Origin of the sequence: Paenarthrobacter sp. NPDC090522 (assembly GCF_044769225.1) — a bacterium.
Classification (GTDB): domain Bacteria; phylum Actinomycetota; class Actinomycetes; order Actinomycetales; family Micrococcaceae; genus Arthrobacter.
On record NZ_JBIVXL010000015.1, the window covers coordinates 72,702 to 89,689 of the forward strand.

At 61.7% G+C, this 16,988-nt stretch carries 18 protein-coding genes; 12 read left to right on the forward strand and 6 right to left on the reverse strand.

From position 1 onward, the window contains the following. Nucleotides 1-4 precede the first annotated feature (4 nt). The 6 genes from ACIQT2_RS18130 to ACIQT2_RS18155 all read left to right on the forward strand — a co-directional run bounded on the left by ACIQT2_RS18130 (nucleotide 5) and on the right by ACIQT2_RS18155 (nucleotide 4,753). On the forward strand, nucleotides 5-667 hold the full coding sequence (locus tag ACIQT2_RS18130) for a hypothetical protein (RefSeq protein ID WP_402949156.1): 663 nt from the start codon (nucleotides 5-7) through the stop codon (nucleotides 665-667). Nucleotides 668-755: 88 nt separating this feature from the next. Further along, on the forward strand, nucleotides 756-1,340 hold the full coding sequence (locus tag ACIQT2_RS18135; RefSeq protein ID WP_402949159.1) for a hypothetical protein: 585 nt from the start codon (nucleotides 756-758) through the stop codon (nucleotides 1,338-1,340). Between the two features lie 101 nt (nucleotides 1,341-1,441). Further along, nucleotides 1,442-1,993 (forward strand): hypothetical protein, encoded by a 552-nt coding sequence (locus ACIQT2_RS18140; protein WP_402949161.1) that lies wholly within the window; start codon nucleotides 1,442-1,444, stop codon nucleotides 1,991-1,993. A gap of 756 nt (nucleotides 1,994-2,749) precedes the next feature. Continuing rightward, nucleotides 2,750-2,950, forward strand: coding sequence for a hypothetical protein (locus tag ACIQT2_RS18145; protein ID WP_402949164.1), 201 nt, complete (start codon nucleotides 2,750-2,752; stop codon nucleotides 2,948-2,950). A 775-nt stretch (nucleotides 2,951-3,725) separates the two neighbouring features. Next, nucleotides 3,726-4,031: a hypothetical protein gene (locus tag ACIQT2_RS18150; RefSeq protein WP_402949166.1), complete on the forward strand. Its 306-nt coding sequence runs from the start codon at nucleotides 3,726-3,728 to the stop codon at nucleotides 4,029-4,031. Between the two features lie 245 nt (nucleotides 4,032-4,276). Then, nucleotides 4,277-4,753: a hypothetical protein gene (locus tag ACIQT2_RS18155; protein ID WP_402949169.1), complete on the forward strand. Its 477-nt coding sequence runs from the start codon at nucleotides 4,277-4,279 to the stop codon at nucleotides 4,751-4,753. An 89-nt stretch (nucleotides 4,754-4,842) separates the two neighbouring features. Here ACIQT2_RS18155 and ACIQT2_RS18160 read toward each other — a convergent pair whose 3' ends face one another. Then, nucleotides 4,843-5,268: a hypothetical protein gene (locus tag ACIQT2_RS18160; protein WP_402949171.1), complete on the reverse strand. Its 426-nt coding sequence runs from the start codon at nucleotides 5,266-5,268 to the stop codon at nucleotides 4,843-4,845. A gap of 273 nt (nucleotides 5,269-5,541) precedes the next feature. Between ACIQT2_RS18160 and ACIQT2_RS18165 the strand changes: the two genes are divergently transcribed. Further along, nucleotides 5,542-6,273: a DUF72 domain-containing protein gene (locus tag ACIQT2_RS18165; protein WP_402949174.1), complete on the forward strand. Its 732-nt coding sequence runs from the start codon at nucleotides 5,542-5,544 to the stop codon at nucleotides 6,271-6,273. Nucleotides 6,274-6,298: 25 nt separating this feature from the next. On the opposite strand, the gene ACIQT2_RS18170 is transcribed toward ACIQT2_RS18165, so the two are convergent. Then, entirely contained in the window at nucleotides 6,299-6,760 is a 462-nt protein-coding gene (locus ACIQT2_RS18170; RefSeq protein WP_402949177.1) for a GatB/YqeY domain-containing protein, read from the reverse strand. Nucleotides 6,761-6,795: 35 nt separating this feature from the next. After that, nucleotides 6,796-8,121, reverse strand: a complete 1,326-nt coding sequence (locus ACIQT2_RS18175) for an NAD(P)/FAD-dependent oxidoreductase (protein WP_402949180.1) — start codon at nucleotides 8,119-8,121, stop codon at nucleotides 6,796-6,798. Between the two features lie 144 nt (nucleotides 8,122-8,265). Here ACIQT2_RS18175 and ACIQT2_RS18180 point away from each other — a divergent pair, with 144 nt between their 5' ends. Beyond that, on the forward strand, nucleotides 8,266-9,042 hold the full coding sequence (locus ACIQT2_RS18180) for a histidine phosphatase family protein (RefSeq protein ID WP_402949183.1): 777 nt from the start codon (nucleotides 8,266-8,268) through the stop codon (nucleotides 9,040-9,042). Beyond that, entirely contained in the window at nucleotides 9,020-9,934 is a 915-nt protein-coding gene (locus ACIQT2_RS18185) for an NAD(P)H-hydrate dehydratase (RefSeq protein ID WP_402949186.1), read from the forward strand. The genes ACIQT2_RS18180 and ACIQT2_RS18185 overlap by 23 nt, the downstream gene beginning before the upstream one ends. Here ACIQT2_RS18185 and ACIQT2_RS18190 read toward each other — a convergent pair. Next, a complete protein-coding gene (locus tag ACIQT2_RS18190; protein WP_402949188.1) occupies nucleotides 9,931-11,625 on the reverse strand; it encodes a RecQ family ATP-dependent DNA helicase in 1,695 nt (564 codons plus the stop codon). The genes ACIQT2_RS18185 and ACIQT2_RS18190 overlap by 4 nt on opposite strands. A gap of 186 nt (nucleotides 11,626-11,811) precedes the next feature. Between ACIQT2_RS18190 and ACIQT2_RS18195 the strand changes: the two genes are divergently transcribed. Beyond that, the gene (locus ACIQT2_RS18195) at nucleotides 11,812-12,102 is read left to right on the forward strand and encodes a DUF3040 domain-containing protein (protein WP_402949191.1); all 291 of its coding nucleotides are present in this window, start codon (nucleotides 11,812-11,814) and stop codon (nucleotides 12,100-12,102) included. A 22-nt stretch (nucleotides 12,103-12,124) separates the two neighbouring features. Here ACIQT2_RS18195 and ACIQT2_RS18200 read toward each other — a convergent pair whose 3' ends face one another. Beyond that, on the reverse strand, nucleotides 12,125-14,176 hold the full coding sequence (locus tag ACIQT2_RS18200; RefSeq protein ID WP_402949193.1) for an ALF repeat-containing protein: 2,052 nt from the start codon (nucleotides 14,174-14,176) through the stop codon (nucleotides 12,125-12,127). A gap of 66 nt (nucleotides 14,177-14,242) precedes the next feature. On the opposite strand from ACIQT2_RS18200, the gene ACIQT2_RS18205 reads away from it, so the two are divergent. Both ACIQT2_RS18205 and ACIQT2_RS18210 read left to right on the forward strand, forming a co-directional pair. After that, a complete protein-coding gene (locus ACIQT2_RS18205; RefSeq protein ID WP_402949195.1) occupies nucleotides 14,243-15,082 on the forward strand; it encodes a glucose 1-dehydrogenase in 840 nt (279 codons plus the stop codon). Between the two features lie 147 nt (nucleotides 15,083-15,229). Continuing rightward, nucleotides 15,230-16,420 (forward strand): cation:proton antiporter, encoded by a 1,191-nt coding sequence (locus ACIQT2_RS18210; RefSeq protein WP_402949197.1) that lies wholly within the window; start codon nucleotides 15,230-15,232, stop codon nucleotides 16,418-16,420. Nucleotides 16,421-16,433: 13 nt separating this feature from the next. Here ACIQT2_RS18210 and ACIQT2_RS18215 read toward each other — a convergent pair whose 3' ends face one another. Next, nucleotides 16,434-16,946: a hypothetical protein gene (locus ACIQT2_RS18215; RefSeq protein ID WP_402949200.1), complete on the reverse strand. Its 513-nt coding sequence runs from the start codon at nucleotides 16,944-16,946 to the stop codon at nucleotides 16,434-16,436. Nucleotides 16,947-16,988 lie beyond the last annotated feature (42 nt).

Sequence of the window (16,988 nt, forward strand, 5' to 3'; positions counted from 1 at the left end):
AGTGGTGGATTCTTTGAGAATTAATTCTGATCCGTTTGTCGTTGCGGGCCTTGAGCGCTTGGCAGATGAAGCTTACGGTTCCTCAGGTTTTGCCCTCGGGACGGATGAGGTAGTCCACGTTTTGGTTCATTACCGGACACACACGTTTGGTTACGGTCATGTGGTTACTGAAGGTAAGACGACGTACAAAAACAACAGCTTCGACGAGGATTTTTCGACTCCAGCACTCGACGATTGGCTGGACGAGTGTCGAACGAGGGCCTACTTTCCCGGTATTGGAACTTGGACAACAGCAGAAGTTCATGTGTTCCCGAGTCAACCCGGACGACTGCACATCTTCGATGAGGAACATCTTGAGAGGATGACCAACGGACGCTGGTATCCGGGTGGTGAACCGGCAGATGCCGCCACTTGGGCCCAACAACTCCTCGCCTACCCGCGAACCGTGGACAACATCCCGGCGTGGATGTGGGACATATTCAGGGCAGAAGGCGTGACGCCGCCGATCTACAACCCGGAATTCAAGTCCGTAGACTGGAAGAACCGGCGCCGCCCTGTCACTGACCGCGGCACGGACTTCTCCGTCGAAGCAACAGTCATCGACCCGACTTTGGAACCCGGTGTCTTGTCAAGGATCGGCAAGAAACTCTTCGGCAGCCGCTCCTGAGGGGCTAAACCCGACACGTACAAGCTCTGCACTTGTCGGCATCCTGGGCGGATGCGAGTCCACTTGGAGTAAGAGTTAGTGCAGGAAAGTGACCAGGATCGACTCCTACGCGTGCGTGATACGCGCATCGTCACCGGAACTGATGAAACCCCTGCCGACGGCGACCTACAACGTTGTTGCTGAAGTAGACGGCGGCTTACAAAACACCTTCACACTCGTCATGGATCAAAAGGCCCATCTTGCATCGGCAAAGGGCCACATCGTCTCCACCCTCGCCGGAAACTCCAACCGCAACGGCTACCAGCAACTCAAGGCCGGGCGGCTGGGCGGCCCAGGCTACGACGGCGGCCACGCGAGCCCCTCAGCCCTCGGCTTCATCGGAGAAAAGGCGGGCCTCTTCCCCCACCACGAGTGGCAAAACCGGGGCAAGGGCACACCCAACGAAATCGACGAGAACAACAACTTTCACAAAGCCGAAATGGATGTCATTGATAGAGTGAAGTCGGACTTGCGTACCGGCGACCCAGTCGACCTCCAATGGATTATGGACCTATCACCGGGAAAAAGCGCAGGTCTACCAAGCGATGTTCGCCTCCAGCACACGTTTGGAGATGACGACTGGCAAAAGTTTGTCTTCAACAACCTGGCCAGGAGGGAAGGCTTACAAAATTGACGACTTATGATCTCGAATCCCGGCCCATTATCATCGAAGGCCTGAGGGCGCTCCACCAAGAGGCGTTCGGACCATCCGGCTTCGCTTCAGGAATTGACGAGGTGGTCGACATCGTCATTAAGCGGCCAACGTCTACATATCGACGAGGCCACATGAAGGCGGGGCAGAAACGGATCAGGCGTGAACAGAACGCCGAATATGCGGAGAGTTCCTTGGACCCGTGGCTCGACGAATGCCGAAACGCAGCCTACGTACCCGGGTACGGTACATGGACGACAGCACAGGTACACGTATTGGCCAAAGGGCAGAGCCACGTCGATTTTTCCGACGAGGAAGTTCTGGACCGAATGCCAAATGGAAATTGGTACCCAGGTGCCCACCCTTCCGGAGCGCAGACTTGGGCGCAGCAACTTCTTGCCTATCCTCGTACTGCAGACAATATCCCTTCCTGGATGTGGAACATCTTCCGCGCGGAGGGGGTGACTCCCCCGATCTACAACCCGGAATTCAAGTCTGTTGACTGGAAGAACCGGCGCCGCCCCGTCACTGACCGCGGCACCGACTTCTCCGTCGAACCAACAATCATCGACCCGTCCCTGGAATCCGGTGTCTTGTCACGGATCGGCAAGAAGCTCTTCGGCAGCCGCTCCTGAGGGGCGAAACCCGTCGCATACAAACTCTGCACGTTTCGGCATCCTTGGCGGATGCGAAATGTGGATAGCCGCAGGGTCGGCGATCCCATCTATCAGGTCCGTTTCGGAAAGATCGAAGCTGACATCTTCAAACAAGCGAAGCAGCGCCTAGCTGCTGGCAAACGGTAGATTTGGACTGGGAAATGGGAGTGACTCCAAGTCCAACGCCGGGTCTACCACCTCGATTGACGCTTGACCATCGCTTCGATGGCGGTCCGCTAAAGACGCAAAGATTCAACAATCTTCCGAGGGATTAGTGACAACGTGAGAAGCAGTGTGGTGGTTGATAGCCCCTTTGTTGCCGAAGGCTTATAGCGTTTACAGTCTGAGGCTTTCAGGGAAGGCGGCCCTGGCGATAAGGCCCAGGAACTCGTGAGCACCTCGGTGATCCAGCAGAGTATGTCGCGGAGGTGCGAAGACGTTCGGCGCGGCTCACAATGGGGTTTCTTGGACTTCTCCAACCGTTTCTCCACAGAAACGATTGATGACTGGCTGCTTGAAGTCCGGTCGCGTTGCTACTCCCCGGGCGTCGGCACATGGGTGAGCTATAGAGTCTTTCTCTATCCGGACGCCCCTGGTCGTCTTGAAGTCTTTGACGAAGAGATACTCACGGATGGACTCTTTTCTGCGTCGGGATGGAATGATCCATCGGACGCTGACACGCTGAGATCCGAGCTAATTGCATTCCCAAGGACGGTAGACAACATCCCTGAGTGGATGTGGACCGTATTCAGGGCGGAAGGTGTCACCCCGCCGATCTACAACCCCGAACTCAAGACCGTGGACTACGACAACAGGCGACGCCCCGTCACTGACCGCGGCACCGTTTTCTCCGTCGAACCCACCGTCATTGATCCGTCCTTGGAATCCGGAGTCCTGTCACGAATCGGCAAGAAGCTCTTCCGCACCCGCTCCTGAGGGGCGAAACCCGACACATACGAACTCTGCACGTGTCGGCATCCCGGGTGCATGCGAGTCCTTTTGGTGACCAGGATCGACACCTACGCGGGCGTGAAACGCCTGCAACGTCGTCGCCGAAGTCATTGGCAAGAAAGCCGGGCTGTTTCCCCCAACATGAGCGGCATAACCGAATTAAAGGCACACCCATTGAGGTCAACGAGGCCAATAACTTTCATAAGGCCGAAATGGATGTCATTGGTCGCGTGAAGCGCGACTTGAAAGCTGGCAAGCCTGTAGATCTGGGGTGGGAGATGAGCCTGGCATCTGGAGATCGCGCTACACCTGATTCGCTGGATTTGGTCTACACGTTCGGAGACGAGCTTCCTGTGCGAAGGGAATTTGATAATCTCTCCGAACCGACAGATAGGCTGACACAGTGAGTGCCCTCGAACTAAATGAAGACCCCTTCGTGCTTGCTGGCTTGGAGAAACTAGCCAAGGAAGCTTTTAATCCCACGGGATTTGCACACGGCATGGATGAGGTCGTTCACGTCCTTGTAACCATGGCATCCGGGTCATTTGGGTACGGGCACAAACTCTCCCGCGACAAAGTGATCTACAAGGGACGAACCTTCGAGGACGACTTTTCGCGCGACGCTTTAGACAAATGGCTGAAGGAAGTCAGGGGGCTCGCATATAGTCCCGGACGAGGAACTTGGACCTCAGCAGAGGTGCATGTACTGCCCGACCGGCCTGGGTACATTCGTTTTTCCGACGAAGAGCAACTACCACGGATGAGCGACGGTAGTTGGTTCCCGGGCGGTGAGCCGGCCAACGCAACCGCGTGGGCCCAACAACTCCTCGCCTACCCGCGAACCGTGGACAACATCCCTTCGTGGATGTGGGACATCTTCCGCGCGGAGGGCGTGGCTCCCCCGATCTACAACCCGGAATTCAAGTCTGTTGACTGGAAGAACCGGCGACGGCCTGTCACTGACCGCGGCACTGACTTCTCCGTCGAACCAACAGTCATCGATCCCGCCCTGGAGCCCGGTGTCTTGTCACGGATCGGCAAGAAACTCTTCGGCAGCCGCTCCTGAAGGCGAGACCCGACGCATAGCAACAATGACCTTTAGAAAGCTGGGTAACTGCAGAAGTGACGGATTCAGGATTGCAAGGGAATTCCTACGTCAACGCGGGTCTTGAGAGGCTGCGTGAACAAGCATTCGGTGAGTCAGGTTTTGCTCACGGCGTCGACGAACTCTACTACCTGCTGATACATCGGGGCTCGAACACTATCGGATTTAGGTATGCAGTCGTAAACGGCCAAACTCGAACGCGGGGCATGACCGAGCCGGAGAGCGAATTCACCTATGGGGCCTACGATGAATGGCTGGACGAGTATCGGAACGCAGCCTATGCTCCGGGCCTCGGTACCTGGACTACAGCGGAAACGCGTATTTTTCCGCACAAGCCAGGCATCCTCCATGTCTCAGACAACGAGCACCTCAGACGAATGAGTGATGGAAGCTGGCACCCGGGAGCGGAGCCAGCGGACGCGTCCACGTGGGCCCAACAACTCCTCGCCTACCCGCGAACCGTAGACAACATCCCTCCCTGGATGTGGGACATTTTCCGGGAAGAAGGCGTGACTCCCCCGATCTACAACCCGGAATTCAAATCCGTGGATTGGAAAAACCGGCGACGCCCCGTCACTGACCGCGGCACCGACTTCTCCGTCGAACCAACAATCATCGACCCGTCCCTTGAACCCGGCATCTTGTCACGGATCGGCAAGAGACTCTTCGGTGGCCGGTATTGAGGGACAGAACCCCGCTCGAGTAAGCAACACACGGCGACCTGGGGGCAGCAGCGAGTGCAAGTTTGCGCGAGCCGAGTATGGGGTCGCAGCTAGCTGGCCGTGGCCATCTTGTGCAGGAACCACACGGGAAGCTCCGTGCGGTCGGCCATGCGTTCGGTTTCCACCAAGTAGTCCCCGGCTTCGGGCCGATTCATCCACCCGGGTTCCCGGTAAATAAACTCCGTTTCGTAGTGACCCGGTTTCGCAGGGTTGAGCTCGGCTTTGCATTCGAACCACGTGCTGCCGCCGGGACCCCGCGTCAATTGCCGGACTTCCGATAGCTGGTCCATCAACTGCGCGGGAACGTCGTTGGTGTAGCGCCCACCGTCCACCTCAAAAACGAAGAGGCCTTCCCGGTGGGTACCGATCTCCCTGAACTCCAACCACGCGGCAGACCACTGTGGCTGCAGCATGGGGAAGAGCTCCGCGAGCACTTCACCCACCTGGCCAACGGCCGCAATGGAGTTTTCACTCACTACTGCGGAACCCCCAGGTTGAGCCACTGCCACGACTTTCGGAGCGTGCTGCCTGAAGCACCAGGCGGAGAAAATGGCCACCAGCGGACCAAGCACTTGCGTCAATAGTGGGAAGACTCTTTCCGGGCTTCGGGCGCAGCGGCATTGTCTTGAGTATCCATGGATCCCCCATCGTCTGGATTGGCCGTTCCAGCCTAGGAGGCACCACCACCCGAACCAAACGGGCAGAGCCGAGCTGTGGATAAACCACGAAGAGCAACTACCATCCAAACCATGGCCATCCACATCGGCACTTCCGGCTGGAGCTACGACCATTGGACCAACGTGCTCTACCCGCCGGGCCTGCCCACAGCCAAGCGGCTGCAAGCCTACGTGGAGCGGTTCAGCACGGTGGAGCTCAATGCCAGCTTCTATCGCTGGCCGAGGGACACCACGTTTGCAGGTTGGCGCGACCGGCTTCCACCCGGCTTCGCCATGTCCGTGAAGGCACCCAGGGGCCTCACCCACGGCAAGAAGCTCTACGCCCCGGAGGTCTGGCTGGAACGGATCGCCCGGTGCTGGCACGAACTGGGAGACAAGAGGGCCGTCCTTTTGGTTCAGCTCCCGCCTGACTTTGCCCGCGACGACGCGCGGCTCGACTACTTCCTCACAGCCGTTCCCCACTGGATCCGGGTGTCCGCGGAATTCAGGCATGAGTCCTGGGACCATCCTGACGTTTATGCGATCCTGGAGCGCCATAAGGCCGCCTACTGCATCATGAGCGGCGCAAAACTGCCGTGCATCCTGAAGGCCACGGCGCCGTTCGTCTACATCCGCCTGCACGGACCGGACCATCAGCACCTCTATGGCGGCTCCTATTCGGATGACGACATGCACTGGTGGGCAGACCGGATCCTTGAGTGGACCGGTACCGGCAGGGATGTGTTCGCGTACTTCAATAACGACGGCAGTGGGAACGCCGTGCGGAATGCTGACACGCTGCGGGGGCTGCTTGGCGCCGGTTGACGCGAAGCAGCCCCCGCGTACGGCATCAGGACAGTCGGGAACGCACGATTTCGCTGACGGTCTTGCCGTCGAAACGACCCGCGACCTTGGCCGTCACGGGCTTCATGACAGCCCCGAGGGACCGCATGGAAAGTTCCTGTCCGTCCGCCTTCAGCGCGGCAACCTCCTCGTCAACGATTGCTTCAACTTCCTCGCGCGTCAGCGGCTTCGGAAGGTAGGCCTCGATGATTTCTGCCTCGGCAACCTCGGCGGCGGCACGGTCCGATTCTCCGGCTTCCGTGTAGATCCTGGCCGTGTCGCGGCGCTTGGCGGCTTCCTTCTGAAGCAGTGCCGTTACCTGCGTATCGTCCAGGTCCACTGGGGTCTTACCGGACTTCTCACGCGTGGTGATCTCGCCCAGCACATTGCGGACAGTGGTCAGCGCGGTCTTATTGCCGGCTTTCATGTGTTCAACGACGTCTGCTTTGAGACGATCCTTCAGTGACATGGTCCTCCTCGCTAGGGGTTCTCCCCCCCAGCCTATTACCCGGTGGACCCCGACCCTTCCGGACCAGAGACCCCGGACGTACCAGAAGAGCCAGACGGACCAGAAGCATCAGGTTCCCTATCCACCGGACCACTGACCACCACCTGCGCGGGACTGTGAAGGACATACCCGTTGAGCCAGGAGAACAGTGCGCGGGCTTTCTGCTGCAGGCCGGACAACAGCGCCAGGTGCACCAGCAACCAGGACAGGAAGGCGAAGGTGCCCTGCAACTGGAGACGCTTACGGCCAAGCTCGGCCACCGCTGCGCCGCGTCCCACCATTGCCATGTAGCCCTTGTCTACGTAGTGGAAAGGCTTGCGGGTGCCACCGTTCAGGTCCGCAAGCACGTTTCCTGCTGCCCACTTGCCTGCTTGTTGGGCCACCGAACCCAGTTGGGGCAGCTTGTTCCCGGCAGCGTCGGTGATGTTGGCGGCGTCGCCGAGCACATACACCCCGTCAACGTCCGGAGCAGTCAGGTCCGGACGGACGTCAATCCGCCCGCCCCTCCCTTGCGCCAGCCCCGAGTTGGAGATGAGATCGCCGGCCTTCAAACCGCCGGCCCACACCACGATCTGCGCGGGAATGAACGTGCCATCGGCCAGCGAGACGCCGTCTGCCCGGACCTCTGTCACACCGACACCCATGTGCAGTTGAACCCCCACCTTCCCCAGATGGTCGGCTGCATAGTCCTGTGATTTCTTCGAGAATGCGTTCAGGACCACCGGAACCATGTCCACAAGGTGCACCCGGCAGCGGGCGGCCAGTTCAGGCGAGAAATACTTGCGGACCACGTACTTGACGTTCTCGGCCATCGCCCCGGCTGTTTCCACGCCGGTGGGCCCTCCGCCCACAACCACCACATCCACCATGCCCTCGGAGCCACGGTCGGCCTTGTCCAGGAGACGGGTGAGCCCCGTGCCAAGTTTCGTGGCATCAGTGACGGAGTAGAGCGGGTAGGCGTACTGCTCGGCTCCGGGGGTGTTGAAGAAATTGGGAACAGCGCCCACGGCAAGAATCAGGATCCGCCCATTAAAGGTCCGGCCATCCTCGATGGTCACGCTCTTGCCGGCGGTATCAACGGACGCGACTTTGGCTGTCAGGACCTTGACGCTCTTGAACCGACGGAACACGGACCGCAACGGACGCGCAATGGCCGAGACACCGATCTGCGAGGTAGCCACTTGGTAAAGCAACGGCTGGAACTGATGGTAGTTGTTTGAGTCGATCAGCAGGACCCTGACGCCCTTGCGCCCCAGCTCCTTGGCTGCTGCAACGCCAGCAAATCCGCCACCGACCACAATGACTTGGTATGTGTCGTCCATTCCAGCAACTTACTTCACCACGCGCGGCGGCAACAGGCCTTGACGACGACGGCAGGTCGCCGTCGGGCGTTTGACTCCAGCACGATTGGGTACTGGGCGAATAGGTTTCTGCTTTCGGCCAGCAAACAGACGGGGTGGTGCCGGATGAACGACGACGGGCTGACAGATGCGGTGCAGGAAGCGGGCGCCGTGGAGCTGCTGCTGATCAGGCACGGCGAGAGCGAGGGCAACGTGGCTGCCACCGAGGCCCGCGAAGCCGGCCGTGAGGTCATCGATGTCCCTGCTCGCGACGCGGACGTGAACCTCTCGGGCACCGGGCAGGAGCAGGCCAAGGCACTCGGGACGGCGCTGGCAAAAATACCGGAAGATTCCCGGCCGGACGCAGTGGTGTCCTCTCCTTATGCAAGGGCCAGGCAAACCGCGGGCATAGCCTGCGAGGCGGCAGGCTGGCAAGCAAACATCCTCACTGACGAGCGGCTTCGGGATCGCGAGTTGGGCATCCTGGACCGGCTGACCAGCCGAGGCGTCCAGGCACGCTTCCCCGAGGAAGCGGAGCGCAGACTGTGGTTGGGGAAGCTGTACTACCGGCCGCCAGGGGGCGAGTCGTGGGCTGATGTAGCGTTGAGGCTGCGTTCCGTGCTCACTGAACTCAACACCCTGAACAGTGGACGCCGCGTCATGCTGGTGTGCCACGACGCCGTGATCCTGCTGGTTCGCTACGTGTTGGAAGGGATGTCCGAAGAGGAGATCCTGGACCTGGCGTCAACCACCTCTGTGCTGAACGCCTCCATCACAAGGTACGTCCGGCCGTCAGGCGCCGGCCCTTGGACCTTGGAGAGCTTCAACGTGGCGGACCACCTCACGGAGCAGGGAGTCACTGTAACCGAGCATGCCGGGGATGCCAGTGTCCATCCACAGTGAAACTCCAACACCCGTCACACCGTCACTGCTGCGTGACTGGCCGCTGCCGGCGCCAGGCGAAGACAAGTATTCGCGTGGTGCAGTGCTGGTCATAGGTGGTTCGCGTTCGACGCCGGGGGCTGCTTTGCTGGCGGGGATCGCTGCCCTCCGGGCCGGTGCCGGCAAATTAACCTTGGCGGTTCCCGAATCGGTGGCCGTCCAACTGGGTGTTGCTTTGCCGGAGTGTGGGGCGGTGGGTTTGCCGGAAAATGGCGAGGGCTCGATGACGGGCGAAGGACTTGACCGAATTTCCTCGTACCTGGACCGATCGGACGCCATCCTGGTCGGGCCCGGCCTGGACAACCTTGGGCTGACGGAGCAACTGCTGGCCGCCCTCCTTGACCGGGAGGAATCGGAGAGCACGGGCAGCGGTCCCGCCGTCGTACTGGACGCTTACGCGCTGGCCTCGGTAACCAAGCTCGAGGACCGACTGGATCCGTGGCGCGGCAGGCTGATCCTCACTCCCAATCCCGTGGAGGCAGGAATCCTGCTTGGCCGCGACACCAATGACCTGCAGCAGGACGTAGCCGACGTGGCGCGGAGGTTCGACGCGGTCGTCAGCTGCCAGGGTTTCATTGCCGCTCCGCCAAGCGCTTCACCGGACGACTCCGCGCTGTGGAAGATCACCACGGGATATGGCGGCCTGGGTACCTCCGGCAGCGGCGATGTGCTGGCCGGAACGATTTCCGGCCTTCGCGCGCGGGGAACCAGCCATGCCCAGGCAGCCTGCTGGGGAACGCACCTTCACGCAGCTGCCGCGGACCGTTTGGCAAGCAAGCTTGGTCCTCTCGGATACCTCGCACGCGAACTCGCCGAGCAACTCCCTGCATTGATGCTCGAATTGAATACCTAGGCCGGTTTCAGGAGTTCATTCTCCACAACAGCCGAGCGGGAAAGGGTCTTATAGCCCTCCCGTTCGAACAGCACGGTGATGACGTCATCCTCATACCGCATGACAAGACCTGGACCCCACTCCTTGTGGACCACCGAGGACTGCAACGGGAAGGGACCATCAGAAGGTGACCCACCGCCGTCGTGCGCTCCTGAATCGGTGAGCGGCCCTTCGGCGCGCCGGGCCGCCGCCGAGCAAGCATCGCAATTCCCACAGGGTTCCGGGAGTTCCTCGCCGAAGTACCCCAGGAGGAACTGCCTGCGGCACCCATCGGTCTCCGCATACGCGCGCATCATGGTGAGGCGGGATTCGTCGACGCGCCGCCTCGCCTCAGCGAGCTCAACAGCGTCATTCACCAATACGGAAAGCTTGGCCTTCGAAACAAGCCTGACACCGCGCCTCCCGACCCGTACTGCCTTGGATTCCTCCAGCTGGTTCACCAGCGCCGTGACACGGCGCGCCTTCAAACCGGTCAACTCGGCGATGGCTGTCTTAGGCGCAGCCTCGCCGGCGTGCTTCACCACCTTCAGAACGGCCAGCAGTGCTTCCTCATCCGGCGCGTGGGTGCCGAAGAACTTCCGCAGTCCAAGATCCTCGGCACGATAGTGCAGCACGGCTTTCGCTGGCCGACCGTCCCGGCCGCTGCGGCCAATCTCCTGGTAGTAGGCGTCCAGCGATTCGGGAATGTCCGCGTGCACCACAAACCGCACGTTGGGCTTGTCGATGCCCATTCCGAAAGCCGTGGTTGCGACGACAACATCCAGTTCATCCGCCAGGAATTGCTCGTGGATGCGTTCGCGGTCGGCAGCTGAGCGGCCAGCGTGGTAGGCCTCGGCACTCAGACCGGCGTCCGCCAACTTTGCGGCGTACTTCTCCGTGTCCTTGCGCCTGGCCGCATAGAGCAGCCCCTTTTCCCCCGCCCCCGCCAGCCTGGCAACCTGCTCCAGGAGAGCCGACCGCTTGGCTTTGTCGTCCTGGTGACGGACGACGTCCAGGCTGATGTTGGGCCGGTCGAAGCCTCGAACCAGGACCAGGGGGTCCCGCATGTTGAGCCGTTGCAGGATCTCGTCCCGAACCGGTGGCGATGCCGTGGCTGTAAGTGCTGCCACGGGAGGGTTCCCCAGCCGCTCCCGGACGCTGCCGAGTTCCAGGTAATCGGGTCGGAAATCACGGCCCCAGGAGGATACGCAATGGGCTTCATCCACGACGAAAACAGAGAGGTCCAGCTTGCCAAGCCTGTCCACAGTGTCCGGTTTGGCCAGTTGTTCGGGGGCCAGGAAGAGGAACGCCGCCCGCCCGGATTCAACGGCATCCCACGCGGCCTCGACGTCAGAGTCACTGCGGGACGAATTGATGGCCACGGCAGCACCATCACCCAGCTGCTCAATCAGCGCCTCCCGTTGGTCCTCTTGCAGCGCAATGAGGGGAGAAACCACGACGGCGGGACGTGCGGTCTTGTTCTTGCCCTCGCGTTGGTGGAGGTACCACGCCGCCACTTGGTAGGTGGCTGACTTGCCATAGCCGGTGGGCATGACGGCCAGGACATCACGACCATCGGTGAGCGCGCCCATGGCATCGAGTTGCCCGTCCCGGAGTTCGGGAAGGCTGAACGCCGAGGCGGCGGCGTCGATCAGATATGAGTAGTCCGGCATTGAAGCAGCTCCGCACAGTTGTGACTGTGGCCGCTTGCTTCAGCCGAGAATCCACCCTATCGCCACCATGCTCATGATCGGGAATTAGGGCTTGTCCATAAAAAGATAAGTATGCTTAGCTTATCGGAGAGGCGGCCCTTTACGATACGGCAGCCTCAACCTCCAAGTTTGAGGGAAGGACCCGGCATGCCGCTCTCCGATCAAGAACGCAGGGTGTTGGAGCAGCTGGAACGCCAGCTATTCATTGAAGATCCGGCACTTGCCAGGCGCCTGGAGTCCGGAAAGATTCCCCATCACGCCACCGCCCCCAAAGCACTCAACGTCGTGGCCGTCATCCTGGGGGTTGCGCTCATTTTGCTGGCCATCCCCATCTATCCTTCGCCTCTGGGTTTCCTCGGTTTCGTTCTGCTGGCGAGCGGCGTCACGGCGCACTACGTCCAGCGTCGCAAAGAACGGCGGCGCCGCGGGTCAGCCTGACCCACCGCGTCGGAGCTCGGAGTTACGCCTTCTTTGCCGGAACTTTGGCGGCCGGCGCCTTCCTGCGAAGCAGCGCAGTGATGGCTGCCGCTGCGGCGAGGACCAAACCGACGATCAGTCCAATGGTCCATCCACCCAAAGCAGTAGTGCTGGTGGACTGCGCGGCCTGCTCTGCAGAGGGAACCCCGGCAAGCGCCGATTCTTCCGACGCTGCCTGCGGTGACGGGACGGTGATGATCGGCAAGGGGTTGGCTGATTCATCGACCGGCGGCTGTGCGCCCGGATCGCCGAGCGGAACCGCAGAAGAACCCATCTGGGGCCACGGCATGACGATCGGGGCAGAGCCACGCGCAGCGTCGAAGAACGGCGCATTCGCTGACGTACCGGCCGACTGGCGAGCGGCTTCAGCGGCCTTGGCGGCTTCAGCCGCGCGCGCAGCCTCTGCTGCACGGGCTGCCTCAGCAGCTTCAGCCGCCTTGGCCGCCTCAGCCGCGGCACCGGCGTCGAGCCTTGCCTTGTTGGCGAGGGCCGTCAGCTCCGCAATCAGGGAGTCGATGCGCCCAATGTGCGTGGCAGTAGCCGCATCACGATTGGCAGCGGTGGATTGTCCCGCAGTCGCGAAGGCCTGCTGATCCTCCCGGTTGCCACTTAAGGCCACGTCCGCGGCAGTGCGCTCTTCCAGGCCACCGTTCGCAATGCTCCTGTACGCGAAAATGGAGTTATCCAGCTCCGCGGCTTGAGCCCATCCGTACTCCAGGAAGTAGCGGACATCCGGGTGGCTGCCCGTTTCCAGCGCCACCTCCGCAGCCTTTTGGACGGTGGGACCACCCGTGCCGAGGGCGTGGTAGGCGCGCTGACGGTCGGACTCGAACTCCGACCCGCCGGCCTCCCTGGCGTCATCCAGCCCCGTAGCAATGAACGTCTTGACAGCTTGGTCACCGCCCACCAAGGCGTCCTTCGCAGCCTTCTGTACCGTCGGAGTTTCAACCAGGGAGACGTACAACGTCGCTTGACGGGCCTTGGCGATGTTCTGGTCCAGGTCCTCTCCGGCCAGCGCCTTCAACAGCCCAGGGAGCTCTTTCGCGGCATTGGCAAACGCCTCACGCGCCGGCTTTTGCCGGGCGAGGACAACGCCCTCCAGCACAGCCCTTTTGTTGGCCTGGGAGACGAGAACCGTCCTGTCCGCCCCCAGCCTCGTCTGGTCTTCGGTCCTCGCTGCGGCAGCGATGGTTTTGGCCTGCCCGACGGCGGCTTCCGCCCTGTCAGCCACAGCTGCGGTTCCAGTTGGGTTGCCTGCAACGTCGGCCTTGACCTGCTCCAGAACCTTCGCCACAGAGGCTGCCTCCGCATCGCGGTCGGCGGCCACATGCTGGCCGTAGCGCAGGAAATCCGCCAGCGCAGCCGGCTCATAGGTATCGAGGGCCGCCTGCGCCCCGAGGGTGACGCTGGGCGAAGAGGAATCCGTCAACCAAGTGACTTCCACGCGGTCGTTGGTGGCCGCGACCTTCTTCCAACCGTTGAGCACGAATTCCTCCACAGCGTCCTCGGACGTATCCAAGCTGGTGGAGGCAGCCTTCTGCACGCTCCCCACTCCGTAGTGGAGGAAGTTGGTGGCCGCTATCCGCAAGTCAACCTGCCAGGCGCGCTCCCACCCTGTGGCCAGGAAAGCGTCAATCTTTGCGGGATCGCCCGTGGCCAGCATCTTCGAGGCGGACGAACGCACGTGTTCCGTGCCGCTCTGCGACAATTCGGTCACCAATTGCTTCCGGTCAGTGGCGAGCGCCGCGTCCTGTCCGCCGTCGATGAAGGCCTGCACGGCACCGGCGCCACCCGTCAGCGCCACGCCTGCGGCCTTCCGCGTGGCCGGCCCGCCCTTGGTCCAGAGGTCCAGGACATCGGCTGCATCAGCAGCCCGGTCAATGTAGGGCAAGGGCTCCTGCGAGGCATCCGGCACGTCGAAGACAGGAGCGTCGTAAGCCTGCGCGGGAGCTGCGAAGAGGAGCGACGCGCCCACTCCGGCGGCAAGAATGGCAGCAGAAACGTGGCGCCGGCTACGGCGGAGTACAGAGCTCAAGAGTCCCCCAATAAAGATGCGAAGACAGGGTCCGAAGGTGTCCGTAGGCGACGCTGGAAGCGAGGGATGCCTACCGGTACAACCGCCTGTCCGCGGCTATCTTATCCGACCGCAGGCACCACCCAGACCACGCCCCTCACGTACCGCGGAACCGGGCGCTTGGAGGGCCGCAGGGCCATCGTCACGGGAGCAGACTCAGGCATCGGGGCAGCAACTGCCATCGCGTTCGCCCGTGAGGGTGCCGACGTCGTCCTTTCCTACCTGCCCCAGGAAGAAGAAGATGCCAGCCGCATTGCCCGCATCATCGAAGCCGCAGGCCGCAAGGCCGTCAAGGTTCCCGGCGACCTCAAGGACGCCGAAGCCTGCCGCAACGTTGTGGACACCGCAGTGGATTCCCTGGGCGGGATCGACATCCTGGTCAACAACGCCGGCAAGCAAGTGGCCCAGGAAGAACTGGAACAAATCACTGACGAGCAGTTCGACCACACCATCAAGACCAACGTCTACGCCATGTTCTGGCTGACCAAGGCCGCCCTCCCCCACCTGCCCGAGGGTTCCACCATCATCAACACCACGTCCATCCAGGCCTACAACCCCTCGCCAACGCTGGTGGATTACGCCACTACCAAGGCCAGCATCAACAACTTCACCAAGGGCCTGGCGCAGCAACTCGCACCGAAGGGAATCCGGGTGAACGCTGTTGCCCCCGGGCCCATTTGGACCCCACTCCAGGTCAGCAGCGGCCAGCCGAAGGAAGCATTGCCGGAGTTCGGCAAGGACACTCCCCTCGGCAGGGCCGGGCAGCCGGCCGAACTGGCACCGGCGTACGTGTTCCTCGCATCGCCGGAATCCAGCTATGTGGTTGGCGAAACGCTGAATGTGAACGGCGGCAGCCCCACGCCATAGCAAGACGTACGACGACGGGACTCACCACCAGCGGTGAGTCCCGTCGTCGTGCGGTGTCCTTTGAGGCGCCCGGGTTTTTATGGCTCCTCGCGAGCCGTGGCTGTAGCTTTGGATTACTCTTCCTTCAATGCGGCGGAGGTACCGCTGATGCAAGGCTTATCAACGTCACTGGTGGTCATCGCCTTGCTCGCTGTCGCAGCGCCGCTGGCCGTCCGTTCACTGGACCGGGTGGTGAAGGTTCCACTGGTGGTGTTCGAGATTGCGCTGGGCATCCTTCTGGGTCCCAGCGTGCTCGGCTGGGTCCAGTCCGTTCAATTCACGGACACGCTGGCCGATTTTGGGCTGGCCATGCTGTTCTTCGTCGCGGGCAACGAAATCGACTTTGCCCTGATCCGCGGCCGGCCGGCGTCGCGCGCCGGACTCGGCTGGCTGATCTCCTTGGCCGCAGGCATAGGGGCCGGCCTGCTGCTGGGACCGAGCGTCGAAGCTGCGGTGATTATCGGCGTCGCACTCTGCTCAACCGCGCTTGGCACTCTGCTGCCAATCCTTCGGGATGCCGGAGAGTCCCGCACGCCGGTTGGCATCGCGGTGACCGCCCTCGGAGCAATCGGGGAATTTGGTCCGCTGGTGGCAATCTCACTCTTCCTCAGCGGCAAGCAACTGGGGCCAGCCACCGGCGTGCTGCTCGGTTTCGTGGCCCTCACCGGTCTGGCCGTCTTCCTCGCATCCCGCTCTAAGCACCGGTTCCTGCACGCCCAGGTGACCCGGACCCTGCACACCAGCAGTCAATTCGCCGTGCGCTCCATCATGTTCATCCTGACCATACTGGTGGTCCTGAGCATGACCCTGGGACTGGACATGCTGCTGGGTGCGTTCGCGGCCGGGATCCTCTGGAAGGTAGTGATCGCCCGCGCCCCGGAGCAGGACCGCTCAGTCATCGAGGCCAAAGTCGACGCGATCGCCTTCGGATTCCTGGTCCCGATCTTCTTCATTGACACCGGCATCGACTTCGATCTCGGCGCTCTGACTGCCAGCCCACTGACTCTTGCCTTGGTTCCCCTTCTCCTCTTGCTTCTCCTGGTCATCCGCGGCCTGCCGTCCGTGCTCGCCGCACCCAAGGGCTCCACATTTGCGGAGAAACGGGCTGTTGCCCTGTTCGGCGCAACCGGATTGCCCATCATCGTGGCCGTGACCGGCATTGGGCAGGATACGGGGATCATCCCCAACGGCATAGCGTCGGCCTTGGTAGGCGCAGGGATGCTTTCAGTGCTGCTGTTTCCGATGCTGGCCCTGCGGCAGCGTGGGCGGAAAGCCGCGCGGATCCAGGAACCGGCGTGAGGCTTTCGTTCTCCTACGGCGTGTAGAACGGGTGGACGCTTTCGCGGACAGGTCCCGGCGTAGTGACCACGGGTTTCATCCGGAGCAGGCGGATAGCTTGGATAAGGAGGGCAACGTTGATGAGGATGGCAGCCACCGCGGGCATCCTTCCCGTCGACATCAGCGCATCGACGCTGTTGATCACGGCGAAGGTCAGCGTGAGGGCGGACAAAACCAGCGCGATGATGATCGGCGCGATCGACGTCCCGCGTCGGGCCACAATGTTCCATATGCCGCAGGCGAGCAACGCGGCAAGAAAAAGGACATTGAGCGCCAAAGCGCCGATTTCAATGATCTTGTCCGTCTCGTCCAAGGTCGCCATGAGGTGCCAGCTGTTGACGTAGCCAATGGTTAGGAACACGGCGTTGATCGCACCCACGACTATCAGCCCCACCCCTAGGCTTCTCCGCCCCTTGAGGTATTTGTCAGCATCGAAATCGGGCTTGGCCGCGGGCAGTTCGCCGGGACTGGGAATGTGCAGGCTCATACGAGGATCCTTGGAGATTACAGGGAGTACCCTGTGCGCCCC